The sequence below is a fragment of the Paracoccus shandongensis genome, assembly GCF_017315735.1.
In the GTDB taxonomy this organism is placed as follows: domain Bacteria; phylum Pseudomonadota; class Alphaproteobacteria; order Rhodobacterales; family Rhodobacteraceae; genus Paracoccus; species Paracoccus shandongensis.
Window position 1 is genome coordinate 93,250 of sequence record NZ_JAFLRK010000004.1, and the last position, 14,058, is coordinate 107,307.

14 protein-coding genes are annotated in these 14,058 nt (G+C 66.9%); 6 read left to right on the forward strand and 8 right to left on the reverse strand.

Annotation, left to right across the window (positions count from 1 at the left end):
- Position 1: 1 nt before the first annotated feature.
- On the reverse strand, positions 2–757 hold the full coding sequence (locus JX613_RS05105; RefSeq protein ID WP_207100384.1) for a sulfite exporter TauE/SafE family protein: 756 nt from the start codon (positions 755–757) through the stop codon (positions 2–4).
- 271 nt (positions 758–1,028) lie between these two features.
- On the opposite strand from JX613_RS05105, the gene JX613_RS05110 reads away from it, so the two are divergent.
- The 6 genes from JX613_RS05110 (at position 1,029) to JX613_RS05135 (ending at position 7,883) form a co-directional block, all read left to right on the forward strand.
- Complete coding sequence (locus JX613_RS05110; protein WP_207100385.1) at positions 1,029–2,132, forward strand: ABC transporter ATP-binding protein; 1,104 nt, start codon at positions 1,029–1,031, stop codon at positions 2,130–2,132.
- 60 nt (positions 2,133–2,192) lie between these two features.
- Positions 2,193–3,263 carry an ABC transporter substrate-binding protein gene (locus tag JX613_RS05115; protein ID WP_207100386.1) on the forward strand — a complete coding sequence of 357 codons (1,071 nt, stop codon included), beginning with the start codon at positions 2,193–2,195 and terminating at the stop codon, positions 3,261–3,263.
- A 92-nt stretch (positions 3,264–3,355) separates the two neighbouring features.
- A complete protein-coding gene (locus tag JX613_RS05120) occupies positions 3,356–4,432 on the forward strand; it encodes an ABC transporter substrate-binding protein (RefSeq protein WP_336512272.1) in 1,077 nt (358 codons plus the stop codon).
- A 56-nt stretch (positions 4,433–4,488) separates the two neighbouring features.
- Positions 4,489–5,574: an ABC transporter substrate-binding protein gene (locus tag JX613_RS05125; protein ID WP_207100387.1), complete on the forward strand. Its 1,086-nt coding sequence runs from the start codon at positions 4,489–4,491 to the stop codon at positions 5,572–5,574.
- Positions 5,575–5,630: 56 nt separating this feature from the next.
- Positions 5,631–6,929, forward strand: coding sequence for an ABC transporter permease (locus JX613_RS05130; RefSeq protein ID WP_207100388.1), 1,299 nt, complete (start codon positions 5,631–5,633; stop codon positions 6,927–6,929).
- A 3-nt stretch (positions 6,930–6,932) separates the two neighbouring features.
- On the forward strand, positions 6,933–7,883 hold the full coding sequence (locus JX613_RS05135; protein WP_207100389.1) for an ABC transporter permease: 951 nt from the start codon (positions 6,933–6,935) through the stop codon (positions 7,881–7,883).
- 64 nt (positions 7,884–7,947) lie between these two features.
- Here the strand turns inward: JX613_RS05135 and JX613_RS05140 are convergent, their stop codons facing one another.
- From JX613_RS05140 to JX613_RS05170, 7 genes are all read right to left on the reverse strand, one after another.
- The gene (locus JX613_RS05140; protein ID WP_207100390.1) at positions 7,948–8,892 is read right to left on the reverse strand and encodes an AEC family transporter; all 945 of its coding nucleotides are present in this window, start codon (positions 8,890–8,892) and stop codon (positions 7,948–7,950) included.
- The gene (locus JX613_RS05145) at positions 8,889–9,707 is read right to left on the reverse strand and encodes an MBL fold metallo-hydrolase (protein WP_207100391.1); all 819 of its coding nucleotides are present in this window, start codon (positions 9,705–9,707) and stop codon (positions 8,889–8,891) included. The genes JX613_RS05140 and JX613_RS05145 overlap by 4 nt, the downstream gene beginning before the upstream one ends.
- Positions 9,704–10,498, reverse strand: coding sequence for a TatD family hydrolase (locus JX613_RS05150; protein WP_207100392.1), 795 nt, complete (start codon positions 10,496–10,498; stop codon positions 9,704–9,706). Before JX613_RS05150 ends, JX613_RS05145 begins: the two co-directional genes overlap by 4 nt.
- Before the next feature lie 3 nt (positions 10,499–10,501).
- Entirely contained in the window at positions 10,502–11,608 is a 1,107-nt protein-coding gene (locus tag JX613_RS05155) for a DNA polymerase III subunit delta' (RefSeq protein WP_207100393.1), read from the reverse strand.
- The gene (gene tmk, locus JX613_RS05160) at positions 11,605–12,201 is read right to left on the reverse strand and encodes a dTMP kinase (protein WP_207100394.1); all 597 of its coding nucleotides are present in this window, start codon (positions 12,199–12,201) and stop codon (positions 11,605–11,607) included. The genes JX613_RS05155 and tmk overlap by 4 nt, the downstream gene beginning before the upstream one ends.
- Complete coding sequence (locus JX613_RS05165; protein ID WP_207100395.1) at positions 12,201–13,346, reverse strand: D-alanyl-D-alanine carboxypeptidase family protein; 1,146 nt, start codon at positions 13,344–13,346, stop codon at positions 12,201–12,203. Before JX613_RS05165 ends, tmk begins: the two co-directional genes overlap by 1 nt.
- Before the next feature lie 91 nt (positions 13,347–13,437).
- Positions 13,438–14,010 carry a thymidine kinase gene (locus JX613_RS05170; RefSeq protein WP_207100396.1) on the reverse strand — a complete coding sequence of 191 codons (573 nt, stop codon included), beginning with the start codon at positions 14,008–14,010 and terminating at the stop codon, positions 13,438–13,440.
- Positions 14,011–14,058 lie beyond the last annotated feature (48 nt).

Here is a 14,058-nt window from a genome sequence, read left to right on the forward strand (position 1 = left end):
TTCATGCTCCTTGAATGAGACGCCAGAAAAAGATCGCGGTCATGCCAAGGCCGATGACGGCGATCAGCAGACGCAGGGCAGGGCGCGGGATGCGCCGGGCCACGGGCGCGCCGGCATAGCCGCCGGTGATCGTGCCCGCCGCCATGATCGCGGCCGGACCCCAGGCGACCGCGCCCCCTGCCGCAAAGACCGCAAAGGCCACGATCGACAGCGCGAAGGACAGCCAGCATTTCAGCCCGTTCATCTGGTGCAGGTCCGTCATGCCCCACATCGCGAACATGGCCAGCAGCACGATGCCAAGTCCGCCGTTGAAATAGCCGCCATAGACCGCCACCGGCATCAGGATGCCCAGGCCGAAGGGGACCACCACCGACCGCCAGCGCGACGCCATGCGCCGCACGTCGTCGGCGAAGGAAAAGACCAGCGTGGCCGCCAGCAGCAAAAAGGGCACCAGGGCCGAGAAGGCCTTGTTGGAACTGACCAGCAGCAGCCCGCTGCCGATGGCTCCGCCGATCATCGTCCAGACCGTCAGCTTCAGGAAGGGCGCGTCGTGGATCGCGCGGATGTCGTTCCTGAACCCGATGGCCGAGGCGAGATAGCCCGGCAGCGCGGCGATGGTGCTGGTGGCATTGGCCGCGACAGGCGGGATGCCCAGGAAGACCAGGGTCGGAAAGGTGATAAAGGTGCCGCCGCCCGCGACGGCGTTCAGCATCCCGCCAAGCAGCCCGGCGAAGAACAGCAGGGCAGCGTCCAGCATGGGCGGCCTTCCGTGTGGTCACGGCGCAAGGGCCGCAGGATTCGGCCGCGACGCTAGCGGCAGGGTCGGAAAGGCACAAGCCCCGCTCTGGCCCAGGCCGCTTGCCTGACCCTGCGGTGGGCCTGCCTGTTTATCGGGCAGGGCCCACCGATGCATGTTAGCGACCTTCAAGGGCGAAGAAATGTCGCAAACGGTGTTGCGCCTGTCCCGTGGCGCTGCTTAACCTGCTGATGCGCTGATCAAGAAAACAGAAACACGGGGAGAGCGCCTTTTGCTGGACGACCGCCACGGCGATAGCTTCGTCGCTTTTGAACATGTGCAGAAAAGCTATGACGGACAGACGCTTGTCGTCAAAGACCTGAACCTGTCCATCGGCAAGGGAGAGTTCCTGACCATGCTCGGGCCCTCGGGTTCGGGCAAGACGACCTGCCTGATGATGCTTGCGGGCTTCGAGACCGCGACTCATGGAGAGATCCGGCTGGCCGGACGCCCCATCAACCAGGTGCCGCCGCACAAGCGCGGCATCGGCATGGTGTTCCAGAACTATGCCCTGTTTCCGCACATGACGGTGGGGGAAAACCTGTCCTTCCCGCTGGAAGTGCGGGGCATGTCCAAGTCCGACCGCGAAACCCGCATCAAGCGCGCGCTGGACATGGTGCAGATGGGCAAGTTCGCCAACCGCCGCCCCGCGCAATTGTCGGGCGGCCAGCAGCAGCGCATCGCCCTGGCCCGCGCGCTGGTCTTCGACCCGGAACTGGTCCTGATGGACGAACCCCTGGGCGCGCTGGACAAGCAACTGCGCGAACACATGCAGTTCGAGATCAAGCACCTGCACAACCGCCTTGGAATCACGGTGGTTTACGTCACCCACGACCAGGGCGAGGCCTTGACCATGTCCGACCGCGTGGCGGTCTTCAACGACGGCCGCATCCAGCAGCTTGCCGCGCCCGCCGACCTGTATGAACGCCCGGAAAACAGCTTCGTGGCCCAGTTCATCGGCGAGAACAACAAGCTGCCCGGCACCATCGAGGAGTTGTCGGGCGACAAGGCCCTGGTGCGCCTGGCCACCGGCGAACTGATCGACGCGACCCCGGTGAACGTCACCGCCAAGGGCCAGCAGACGCTGGTGTCGATCCGTCCCGAACGCGTTGAGTTCAAGCCCGAGATGATGCCCCCCGGCGCCCACATGATCGGGGCCGAGGTTTGCGACGTGATCTACATGGGCGACATCCTGCGCGCCCGTCTCAAGGTCGCGGGCAGCGCGGATTTCGTGATGAAGATGCGCAACACCATCGGCCAGACCCGGCTGGAACCGGGCCAGCAGATCCGGATCGGCTGGCATCCGGCGGATGCCCGCGCGCTGGATCCCGTGTGACGGCCGCCCCGGCCCACCAATGACGGCGAATGCCGCATGTCCTTGCAGTTGGAGTGATCAATGAAGAAGACGCTTGCCCTGACCACCGCGCTTGGCCTGATCGCCTGTCCCGCGCTGGCCGATGTGAACCTGCTGTCCTGGGGCGGGGCCTATGGCAACAGCCATCTGGAAGCCTATGCCAAGCCCTTCGAGGCCGAGACCGGCATCAAGGTGACGATGGCCGACGCCGACAACCCGGCCACGCCCATCAAGGCCATGGTCGAGGCGGGCAATGTGACGACCGACGTGGCTTCGGTCGAATATGCCGACGCGGTGCGGCTGTGCGACGAAGGGCTGCTGGAAACCATCGACCCCGCAATCCTGGTGCCCGCCGCGGACGGCACGGCGGCAACGGACGATTTCATCGACGGCGCGATCACCGAATGCTTTGTCGCGACGGACGTGTATTCGATGGTCCTGGCCTTTGACGACAGCAAGTTTCCCGACGCCAAGCCCTCGACCCCCGCCGATTTCTTCGACCTGGAAAAGTTCCCCGGCAAGCGCACCATGCGCAAGGGGGCCAAGTTCAACCTGGAACTGGCGCTGATGGCCGAAGGCGTTCCCGCCGCCGAAGTCTATGAGGTCCTGGGCACGCCCGAGGGCGTGGACCGCGCATTTGCGAAACTCGACAGCATCAAGGACAGCGTGATCTGGTGGGAAGCGGGCGCGCAGCCGCCGCAGCTTCTGGCCGATGGCGAAGTGACCATGGCCTATGCCTTCAACGGCCGGATCTTCAACGCCGCCCAGGGCGAGGGCAAGCCCTTCAAGATCATCTGGGACGGCCAGATCTATGAGATGGAAGGCTGGGTGATCCCCAAGGGCGCCGAGAACCTGGAGGATGCGAAGAAATTCGTGGCCTGGACGACCTCGCCCGCGCCGCAGGCCCGGGCCGCCGAATTCATCAGCTATGGCCCGCCCCGGCGCTCGGCCGCGGCCCTGGTCGGCAATGCCGAGGGCACCGACGTGCCCATGGGTCCGAACCTGCCCACGACCGAGGCGAACATGACCAATGCCCTGGGCTCCGACCTGGAATTCTGGGTGGACCGCGATGCGGAACTGAACGAACGCTTCAACAGCTGGCTGGCCAGCTGACGCGACGGGGGCGGGTTCCGGCCCGCCCCTTGCCCCCGACAGGGCCAAGAACAAGGGGCGAAAGACCCCATCACCAATGGGAGAAGAAGACCGTGAAAACCACTCTGGTCCTATCCACCGCCCTTGCGGGCATGGCCTTCGCGGCCCATGCGCAAGAGGTCAATGTCGTCTCCTGGGGCGGCGCCTACGAGGTCAGCCAGGTCGAGGCCTATAACAAGCCCTTCACCGAGGCGACCGGCATCAAGGCCAACATGATCGCCGCCGACGATCCGGCCACGCCGCTGAAGGCGCAGATCGAGGCGAACAACGTCACTGGCGATGTCTTCGACCTGGCGATGGCCGACGCGATCCGCCTGTGCGACGAAGGCGCGCTGATGGAATTCGACCCCGCCGACCTGCCCGCCGGGGCCGACGGCACCCCCGCCGCCGAGGATTTCGTCGAAGGATCGCTGTCCGACTGCGCCGTGGGCAACATCGTCTGGGGCACCGTGATCGGTTACGACAAGACCAAGTTCCAGGGCGAGGCCCCCACGACTGTCGCCGACTTCTTCGACACCCAGAAGTTCCCCGGCAAGCGCGGCCTGCCCAAGTCGCCCAAGCGCACGCTGTATCTGGCGCTGATCGCGGACGGTGTGCCGGCAGACCAGATCTATGACACGCTGGCGACGCCCGAGGGGGTGGACCGCGCCTTTGCCAAGCTGGACACGATCAAGAACGACGTGATCTGGTGGGAAGCGGGCGCGCAGCCCATGCAGCTGCTGGCCGACGGAGAGGTCGTGATGACCACCGTCTACAACGGCCGCATCTTCGACGCGATGGTGGGCGAGGGCAAGCCCTTCGACGTGATCTGGGATGGGCAGTATCTGGAAATCAACGCCTTTGTCGTGCCCAAGGACGCCCCCCATCCTGAACAGGCGGTGGAATACGTCAAGTTCGCCACCGGCACGCAGCCCCTGGCGGACCAGGCGAAATACATCGCCTATGGCCCGGCGCGCCAATCCTCGGCCCCGCTGGTGGGGATGTATCAGGATGGCAAGACCGAGATGGCCCCGCACATGCCCACCAACCCCGAACACCTGACATCGGCCGTGGTGGACAACCCGGAATTCTGGGCCGACCACGACGCCGAACTGTCCGAACGCTTCAACAGCTGGCTTGCCGGTGCCTGACCGGGCGGCGCCGCCTGTGGCGCCGTCCTTACCCCAAGGGTTCGAGAGAGCAGACCATGACCAGACGACTGATTGCGGGAACGGCACTGGCGCTGATCGCCGGGATGGCCGCCCAGGCTCAGGAAGGGCCGATCAACATCACCACCTATGGCGGCGCCTTCGGGGCCGCCGTGAACGAGGCCTTCGCCAAGCCCTTCACCGAGGCGACCGGCATCCAGACGACGATGGTGGATAACGACAACCCCCCCGCCACGCTGAAGGCTCAGGTCGAGGCGGGCAACATCACCAGCGATGTCTTCGATGTCGAGCAGTCCGACGTGCTGCGGCTGTGCGACGAGGGGTTGATCGAGCCGATCGATCCCGCCGCCCTGCCTGCCGCCGCCGACGGCACCCCCGCGACCGAGGATTACCTGCCCCAGGCCTTGCATGAATGCGCGACCGCGATCATGGTCTGGTCCACGGTGATCGCCTACAACACCGAGGCCTTTCCGGACGGTGCGCCCACAACGGTTGCCGATTTCTTCGACACCGAGAAGTTCCCCGGCAAGCGCGGCATCATCAAGCGGCCTAAATACGCGCTGGAATTCGCCCTGCTGGGCGACGGCGTGGCGCCCGACGAGGTTTATGACGTGCTGTCCACCCCTGAGGGCGTGGACCGTGCCTTTGCCAAGCTGGACAGCATCAAGGACAGCGTGGTCTGGTGGGAAGCGGGCGCGCAGGCGCCGCAGCTTCTGGCCGACAACGAGGTGTCGATGACGCTGGCCTATAACGGCCGGATCTTCGATGCCATCGTGTCGGAAGGCAAGCCCTTCGCCTTTGTCTGGGACGGCGTGAACCTGGACATGGATTACTGGGTGGTGCCGATGGGCGCGCCGAACAAGGAAGCCGCGATGAAGTTCATCGCCTTCGCCTCGGACCCCGCGCATCAGGCCGATCTGTCGAAATACATCGCCTATGGCCCGCCGCGCAAATCCGCCTCGGCCAGCGTCGGCACCTACAAGGACGGCAAGACCGCCATGGCGCCCTATCTGCCGACGACGCCCGAGAATACCGAACGCGCCCTGGTCAACGATGCGGGCTTCTGGGCCGACCACGACGCCGAACTGACCGAGCGGTTCAACAGCTGGCTGGCCGGGGCCTGACCTGACGATTGCCGCCGCCCACGCCGGGGCGGCGGCCCCAATACCTTGAGGAAGACATGGCGAACGCTTTAGATCCGCACGCAGCCATTGCGACAACGGCCACCGGCCTGACCGACGGCGCGTTGCGGACCGCCGATGGCAGGCCGCTGGTGCGCGCCCTGGCGCGGTCGCAATCGCTGGCTCGCCGCCGCGCCTTTCTGCTGGTGCTGCCGCTCTTGGCCTTTATCCTGATCACCTTCGTGGTCCCGATCGGGCAGATGCTGCAGCGGTCGTTCTATAACGACGGCTTTTCGGCCAACATGCCGCACCTGTCGCAATGGTTCGCCGACAATCCGCGCGGCACCGACCCCGACGAAGCCGCCTGGACGGCGCTTGCCACCGACCTGCAGGCCGCGGCCGAGGCGCGCACCATCGGCGTCGTGGGCACGCGCATCAACTATGACGTGCCGGGCACGCGGTCGCTGTTCACCGCGACCGGGCGGCAGGTGCGGCGCGGGCTGGAGCCGCCCTACCAGGCGGCGCTTGTGGAGATCAACGAGGACTGGGCCGACCCGCGCCTGTGGTCCGCCATGCGCGAGGCATCCAGCCCCGTGACCGGCAACTTCTACCTGGCCGCCGTGGACCGCAAGCGGGGCGACGACGGCAGCATCGTCCAGGTCGAGGAACGCCAGCAGGTCTATGTGATGCTGTTCATGCGCACCTTCTGGCTGTCGCTGGTGATCACCTTCATCACCTTTGTCCTGGGCTTTCCCATCGCGCATCTTCTGGCGACATTGCCGATGCGCAAGTCGAACCTGCTGATGATCCTGGTGCTGCTGCCCTTCTGGACCTCGCTTCTGGTCAGGACGACAAGCTGGATGGTGCTGCTGCAACAGCAGGGCGTGATCAACGACATCCTGGTCTGGCTGGGCGTGATCGGGGGCGGGCAGCGGTTGCAGATGATCTATAACCAGGCGGGCACGATCATCGCCATGACCCATATCCTGCTGCCCTTCATGATCCTGCCGCTCTATTCCGTGATGCGGACGATCAACCCGTCCTATGTCCGCGCCGCGCGCAGCCTTGGCGCGACAAGCTGGACCGCGTTCCGCCGGGTTTACTTCCCGCAGACGCTGCCCGGCCTGGGGGCAGGGGCGCTGCTGGTCTTCATCCTGGCCGTTGGCTATTACATCACGCCCGCGCTGGTCGGCGGATCCTCGGGCCAGCTGATTTCCAACATGATCGCGATGCACATGACCGACACGCTGAACTGGTCCATGGCCGCGGCGCTGGCTGCGCTGCTGCTGGGCGCGGTCCTGCTGCTCTACTGGGTGTATGACCGGATGGTCGGCATCGACAACCTGAAGCTGGGGTGATCCATGGCTGTTCCCACCTATGCAACCCCGCTGGAGCGCATCTGGCATTACGCCTATCTGGTGATCTGCGGGCTGATCTTCTTTTTCCTGATCGCGCCGATCATCGTGATCATCCCGCTGTCCTTCAACGCCGAGCCCTATTTCACCTTCACCGACCGGATGCTGTCCTTCGACCCCGAGGGCTACAGCCTGCGCTGGTATCGCAGCCTGCTGACCTTCGGGATGCAGAACCCGGATGCCACCGGCTGGGCCTTCTGGTCGGATGCCTGGGCCAACGCGAACTGGGTGAAGGCCGCCAAGAACTCGATCATCATCGGGGTGGCTTCGACGGTGGTGGCGACCGTGCTGGGCACGCTGGCGGCCCTTGGCCTGTCGCGCCCCGAGATGCCGTTCCGCCGGGCGATCATGGCGATCCTGATCTCTCCCATGATCGTGCCGCTGATCATCACGGCGACGGGGATGTTCTTCTTCTATTCGAACCCCTGCGAGTTGCTGGGCGTCTTCGGCCTGCCCACCAGTTGCGGGCGGCTGGCAGGCACCTATGTCGGCGTGATCCTGGCCCATGCGACGCTGGGGATCCCCTTCGTGATCATCACCGTGACGGCGACGCTGGTGGGCTTTGACCAGTCGCTGAACCGGGCGGCGGCGTCGCTGGGGGCGAACCCGCGCACCACCTTCTTTCGCGTGACCATGCCGCTGATCCTGCCCGGCGTGATCTCGGGCGCGCTGTTCGCGTTCGTGACCAGCTTTGACGAGGTGGTGGCGGTGCTGTTCATCGCGGGCCCGGAACAGCAGACCATCCCGCGCCAGATGTGGAACGGGATCCGCGAGCAGATTTCGCCCGCCATCCTGGCGGTGGCGACGCTGCTGGTGATCTTCTCGATCGCGCTGCTGACGACGGTTGAGTTGTTGCGCCGCCGGTCGGAGCGGATCCGGGGTGTGACGCCGCGCTAGACAAGCTGGGGGACTTCACGTCCCCCAGACCCCCTGTGGGATATTTAAGGTCCAATGCAGGAGATCAGGGTAGGATTGCCAGCCACATCCAGATCGTGGCGACCGAAATGGCCGTGCCGACAAGGACTGTGGTAGCCGCGACCCGCTTGGCGGCGCCATAGAGGTTGGCGAACAGATAGGCGTTCACGCCCGGCGCCATGGCTGCCGTCATCACGGCCGAGCGCAGGCCCGCATCGTCCAGTCCGGTGATCCAGCCCAGGGCATAGGCAATCCCTGGATGGACCAGCAGCGAACAGGCGCAGCACATGGCAATGGCGCCCGTGTCGCCTTCGGGGCGATAGCGGTAGAGGACGCCGCCCAGGCCGAACAGCGCGGCGGGCAGGGCGGCGTCGGCGATCATGTCCACGGCGGCCCAGAAACCTTCGGGCATGACAAGGCCCGCCTGTTGCAGCACGTTCATGGTCATGCCCGCAATGATGCCGATCACCAGGGGCGTCCGCAGCACGCCCGTCATGGCGCGCAGGGCGACGCGGCCCACGGACAGCCCGCTGCCATGGGCGCGGGTGAACTCCATGAAGGTGATGCCGAAGGTGTAGAGCAGCGGCGAATGGATCGCGATGATAGCCCAGTTACCCGACAGCGCGTCCGGCCCATAGGCGCGTTCCATGATCGGGATGCCCAGCAGCAGGCTGTTCGAGAACAGGCAGACAAAGCCGATCGCCACGCAATCCATCGGCGGGCGGTTGAACAGGAACCGCGCGCCCGCCCAGCCGATGAAGAAGCTGGAAAAGGCACCGATGTAGAAGGGAAGCAGCACGGCCGGGCGGAAATCCGCCCCCAGGTCCAGGCGCGACATGGACAGAAACAGCAGCGTGGGCGCGGCGAAGTTCTGGGCGAAGACCATCAGCCCGTCCACCGCGCTTTCGCGGAAGATGCCGCGCCAGGCCACCACGTAACCGAAGCCCACGATCAGGAAGACCGGGACGATGATGTTGAACAGCGCGCTCATAGCGCGGCGGGGTGGTCGGGGGTGTCCGATGTGGCCTCGATCACCAAGCCGTCGAAGGCGGGGATGATGTGGTCGGGCGTGGTGGCCGCGACCGTGGCATAATCCATGTCGATATGCATGTTCGTCAGCACCCCGCGCGGGCATCCCGAGCGCGCGATCCAGTCCAGCGCCTGCGCCAGATGGGCGTGGCTGGGATGGGGCTGCGGGCGCAGGGCGTCGCAGACAAAGACCTCGGCCCCGTAGATCAGCGGCCAGGCGGCCGGGGGAATGTCGGATACGTCGGGCAGATAGACCAGGCCGCCGATGCGCAGGCCCAGGGCGGTGATCTCTCCGTGCTGGGCGCGGAAGGGGATCAGCGTGACGGGGCCGCCGGGGCCCTCCACGGTGATCGGCCCGTCGATCAGGTGCAGGTCGCAGATCGGCGTATAGTAGCTGCCGGGCGGGGTCTTGAAGATATAGCCGAAGCGGTCCAGCAACTGTTCCGAGGTCGGCATGTCGGCCCAGGCAGGGATCAGGCGTCCCGCGTTGAAGGCCACCTGCCGCAGGTCGTCGATGCCGTGGATGTGGTCGGCATGGGGGTGGGTATAGACCACCGCGTCCAGCGTCGCCACGTTCGCATCCAGCAGTTGCGGCACCAGGTCGGGGCCGGTGTCGATCAGCACCTGCGTCACGCCGCCGGGGCCGGGGCGTTCCACCAGCAGCGAACAGCGGCGGCGGCGGTTTTTCGGTTCGTTGGGATCGCAGGCGCCCCAGCGGTTCCCGAGGCGCGGCACGCCGCCCGAGGAACCGCAGCCCAGGATCGTCGCCCGGATCATGCTGCCTTCCAGAACAGGCGGTCGAAATTGGCCGAGGTTTGCGCCGCAAGCTGCGGATAATCCATGCCGAAGGCATCGGCCAGGATGGCGGCGGTTTTTGCCACATAGGCGGGTTCGTTGCGCTTTCCGCGATGCGGGGGCGGGGCGAGGTAGGGGCTGTCGGTTTCCACCAGAATGCGGTCCAGGGGGGCGGCGGCGAAGATCGCGCGCAACTCGGTTGATCGGGGGAAGGCGGCGATGCCCGAGATCGAGAGATAGAAGCCCAGGTCCAGCGCCGTCTGCGCCAAGGCCGCGCCCGAGGTGAAGCAGTGCATCACGCTGGTGAAGGCGCCCGCGCGGTGTTCGTCCGTCAGGATGCGGGCCATGTCACCGTCGGCGTCGCGGGAATGGATGATGAGGGGCAGGCCCGTGCGGCGCGCGGCCTCGATATGGACCGCCAGGCTTTCGGCCTGACGGGCGGCGCTGTCGGCGGTGTAGTGGTAATCAAGACCTGTCTCGCCGATGCCCACGAATTTCGGATGGGCGGACAGGGCGACAAGCTGGTCCACAGTTGCCATGGGTTCTTCGGACGCGCTCATCGGGTGGGTGCCTGCAGCGTAGAAGACGCCGTCAAAGCGTTCGGCCAGGGCGCGGACCTGCGGTTCCTGGCGCAGGCGGGTGCAGATCGTGACCATGCGGGTGACGCCTGCGGCGCGGGCGCGGTCGATCAGGGCGTCATGTTCGCCGTCGAAGTCGGGGAAATCCAGATGGCAATGGCTATCGACAATCGGCGTGGGGGCCGCGTGGGACATGGATCAACCTTTGGCTGGCAGGGCGGATCGCGCGGGCGGCAGATGCGCCAGTTCGATCAGCATATCCATCACCAGCGCGGCAGGGTCAAGGTTGACCGCCCGCCCGGTGCGGGCGCGGGCCGACAGCCGCGCCTGCGCCTCGGCCCAGGCACGGGCGGCGTGATCGTCGGGCGAGATGCGGGCCAGCAGCGCGCCCTCGCCGCGCGCGGCCTGGGGCAGGGGGGCGCCCATCAGCCCCGCCCGTGCGGTGCGGGCCAGGAAGCGGTCCAGCACGGTCATGGTCAGGTCGAAGGGATCGCCGTCAGCCCCGGCGCGCCCTGCCGCCGCGTCGGCAAAGGCGGCGGCCTGCGGGCGATCCAGGCGGGGCAGGGTCGCCATCAGGTCCACAAGTTGCTGGTAACGGTCGAGGCCCCCTTGGCCCGCCAGCCGCAAGGCCTCGCCCACCGAGCCGTCGGAGAGCGCGGCAAGCGCCTCGGCATCCTCGTCGATGCCCAGGTGCGACAGGACATTGCCCATCTGCGCCGGGTTCAGCGGCGACAGGCGCAGGGTGCGGCAGCGGGACCGGATGGTGGGCAGCAGGCCCGCGGGCTGGTGCGCGACGATCAGGATCAGCGCGTCGGCGGGCGGTTCCTCCAGCACCTTCAACAGGGCGTTGGCGGCGGCCACGTTCATGTCGTCGGCGGCGTCGATGATGGCAATGCGGCGTCCGCCCTCGGCTGCCGAGAGGTGGAAGAAGGACAGCAGGCGGCGGATTTCGTCCACGGTGATCTGGGCGGACAGGCGCCCCGCCTTGTCGTCCCAGGGACGGCGGACCAGATGCAGGCGCGGTTCCGAAAGCGCCGCGATGCGCCGGGCCTCGAGTGTATCGGACGCGCCGAAGGGGCCGGTTGCCCCCGCCAGCATCCAGCGGGCGATGGCCCAGGCCAGCGTCGCCTTGCCCACGCCGCGCGGGCCGGTCAGCAGCCAGGCGTGGTGCAGGCGTCCCCCTTGGGCGGCCTCCATGAACTCGGCAATGGCGCTGTCCTGGCCGATCACGCGGTCCGTGTGGCGCGGATGCGGCGCGCCGGGGACGCGGTCGGGTTCGGGGATGTCGTCGGGATCGGCTTTCACAGCGCGGCCCGGATGCGGGCGGCGACCTCGGCCTGGGTGCCGCTGCCGTCGATCAGGCGCACGCGGGCGGGAAACTCCTCCGCAAGGGCGCGGAACCCCTGGGCCAGCCGCTGCTGGAAGGACAAGCCCAGGCTTTCAAACCGATCCTCGGCCCCGCCGCGCGCGTTGCCCCGGCCAAGGGCGGTCGCCGGGTCCAGGTCGATGACGAAGGTCAGGTCGGGTTCCACCCCGATCGCCAGGTCGTGCATCCGGTCCACGAAGGGGCGCAAATCGCCCCGGGTCGCGCCCTGATAAACGCGGGTCGAATCGGCGAAGCGGTCGGTGATGACGGTCTGCCCGGCGGCCAGGGCCGGGCGGATGGTGCGTTCCAGGTGATCGCGGCGGGCGGCGGTGAACAAAAGGCATTCGGTTTCCGCCGACCAGCGTTCGCCCGCGCCCATCACCAGCAGGCGGCGGATTTCCTCGGCCCCCTCGCTGCCGCCGGGTTCGCGGGTCAGGACGACCGCGCGGCCTTCCGCGCGCAGCGCCTCGGCCAGCAGGCGGGCCTGCGTGGACTTGCCGCAGCCGTCGATCCCCTCGAAGCTGATGAACATCAAAGGCCGGCGGCCTCGACCGCCTTGTGGCCAAGGCGCATGACCGCGCCCTTCATGCGGCCTGCGAAACCGGCCTCGGGCACGTCCTCGGCGGCCAGCAGGGGGGTGACGGCCTCTTGCGTGCCGGGCATGGTCACGACCAGGCGGCCGATGGGGTCGCCCTTGGCGATGGGCGCGGGGATGGGGGAGTCGTAAACCGCTTCGACCTTGACCTGGTCCTGCGATCCCGCGGGGACCAGCACGTTGACGCCGTCCTTGGTGGTCAGGCCCACGCGCGACTGCGTGCCCAGCCAGACCGGAGCCTCCAGCACTGTTTCGCCCGCAGGAACCAGCGTTTCCATGCTGAACTGGCGGAAGGCCCAGTTGGCGATGCGTTCGGCTTCCTCGGCCCGGGCGGTGTCGGTGGGCAGGCCGCTGATGACGAAGATCACCCGGCGCCCGCCCTGGACGGCGGACCCCACCAAGCCGTAACCCGCTTCCTGCGTGTGCCCGGTCTTCAGCCCGTCGGCGCCGATGTCCAGCTTCAGGATCGGGTTGCGGTTGAAGCGGTTCGACGGCACCCGGTCCATGTAGCGGAATTCCGTCAGCGAGAAGTCGCCGTAATACTGCGGGAAGTCGTGGATCAGGTGCATCGCCAGCATTCCCAGATCCTCGGCCGACATCACATGCCCCTCGGCGGGCCAGCCGGTCGCGTTCTTGAAGACCGAATGCTTCAGCCCCAGCGTTTTCGCGCGTTCGGTCATCTGGGCGGCAAAGGCTTCCTCGGTCCCCGCCAAGCCCTCGGCCAGGACCACGCAGGCGTCGTTGCCCGACAGGACGATCACGCCCTTGATCAGCTGTTCCACGGTCGGCGTGTCGCGGGGTTCGACGAACATCTTGGACCCGCCCATCTGCCAGGCCCGCGTGGACACGGGCAGCGTGTCGGTCATCTTCAGGCGGCCGTTCTGCAGCGCCTCGAACACCATGTACAGCGTCATCAGCTTGGACATGGATGCGGGCGGCATGGGCACGTCGGCGTTCTTCGACATCAGCACGGTGCTGGTGTTGACATCGTAAACCCAGGCAGAGGTCGCATTGGTCTCGAACGCCTGAACCGGGGCGGCCAGGCACAGAAGGGCCAGAAGCCTTGTCAGGAATGCACGCATGGAAAGTCCTTTGCCTGTTTGGCGCCGATGGTTACAGCATGGCCCCGCCCCTCGCAACGCGGGCCCACACGTATTCCGGGATATTTGAACGTCAGTTCCCCGTCGCCTCGCGCCAATGGCGCCGGCAGAGCGAGACATAGGTCTCGTTTCCCCCGACCTGCACCTGCGCGCCTTCGGTGATCGCGCGGCCCGCCTCGTCGCGGCGGATGACCATGGTGGCTTTCTTGCCGCAATGGCAGATGGTGCGGACCTCTCGCAGGTCGTCGGCCAGCGCCAGCAGGGCGGCGGATCCGGGGAACAGCTCGCCCCGGAAATCGACGCGCAGGCCATAGCACATGACGGGGATGCGCAGGTCGTCGGCCACGCGGGCCAGCTGCCAGACCTGGGCGGGGGACAGGAACTGCGCCTCGTCCACGAAGACGCAGGCGCAGCCGGTGCCGCGGTCCCTGACCAGGGCGAACATGTCGGTGTCGGCGTCAAAGGCCAGGGCGTCCTCGCCGATGCCGATGCGGCTGGCGATGCGGCCCGGCCCCGCGCGGCTGTCGATGGCCGCCGTCAGCAGCAGCGTCCGCATCCCCCGTTCGCGATAGTTGTAGGACGCCTGCAACAGCAGCGTGCTTTTGCCCGCGTTCATCGTGGAATAATGGAAATAGAGCTTGGCCATGACGCCAGTTACCCCCCGGCGCGGCCCTCATCAAGCCTTGCCGCCGCG

What these genes read in the sequence shown, in the direction of transcription:
- JX613_RS05105 (WP_207100384.1), bottom strand. Translation starts at nt 757, where the DNA reads ATGCTGGACGCTGCCCTGCTGTTCTTCGCCGGGCTGCTTGGCGGGATG.
- JX613_RS05115 (WP_207100386.1), top strand. Translation starts at nt 2,193, where the DNA reads ATGAAGAAGACGCTTGCCCTGACCACCGCGCTTGGCCTGATCGCCTGT.
- JX613_RS05125 (WP_207100387.1), top strand. Translation starts at nt 4,489, where the DNA reads ATGACCAGACGACTGATTGCGGGAACGGCACTGGCGCTGATCGCCGGG.
- JX613_RS05130 (WP_207100388.1), top strand. Translation starts at nt 5,631, where the DNA reads ATGGCGAACGCTTTAGATCCGCACGCAGCCATTGCGACAACGGCCACC.
- JX613_RS05135 (WP_207100389.1), top strand. Translation starts at nt 6,933, where the DNA reads ATGGCTGTTCCCACCTATGCAACCCCGCTGGAGCGCATCTGGCATTAC.
- JX613_RS05140 (WP_207100390.1), bottom strand. Translation starts at nt 8,892, where the DNA reads ATGAGCGCGCTGTTCAACATCATCGTCCCGGTCTTCCTGATCGTGGGC.
- JX613_RS05145 (WP_207100391.1), bottom strand. Translation starts at nt 9,707, where the DNA reads ATGATCCGGGCGACGATCCTGGGCTGCGGTTCCTCGGGCGGCGTGCCG.
- JX613_RS05150 (WP_207100392.1), bottom strand. Translation starts at nt 10,498, where the DNA reads ATGTCCCACGCGGCCCCCACGCCGATTGTCGATAGCCATTGCCATCTG.
- tmk (WP_207100394.1), bottom strand. Translation starts at nt 12,201, where the DNA reads ATGTTCATCAGCTTCGAGGGGATCGACGGCTGCGGCAAGTCCACGCAG.
- JX613_RS05165 (WP_207100395.1), bottom strand. Translation starts at nt 13,346, where the DNA reads ATGCGTGCATTCCTGACAAGGCTTCTGGCCCTTCTGTGCCTGGCCGCC.
- JX613_RS05170 (WP_207100396.1), bottom strand. Translation starts at nt 14,010, where the DNA reads ATGGCCAAGCTCTATTTCCATTATTCCACGATGAACGCGGGCAAAAGC.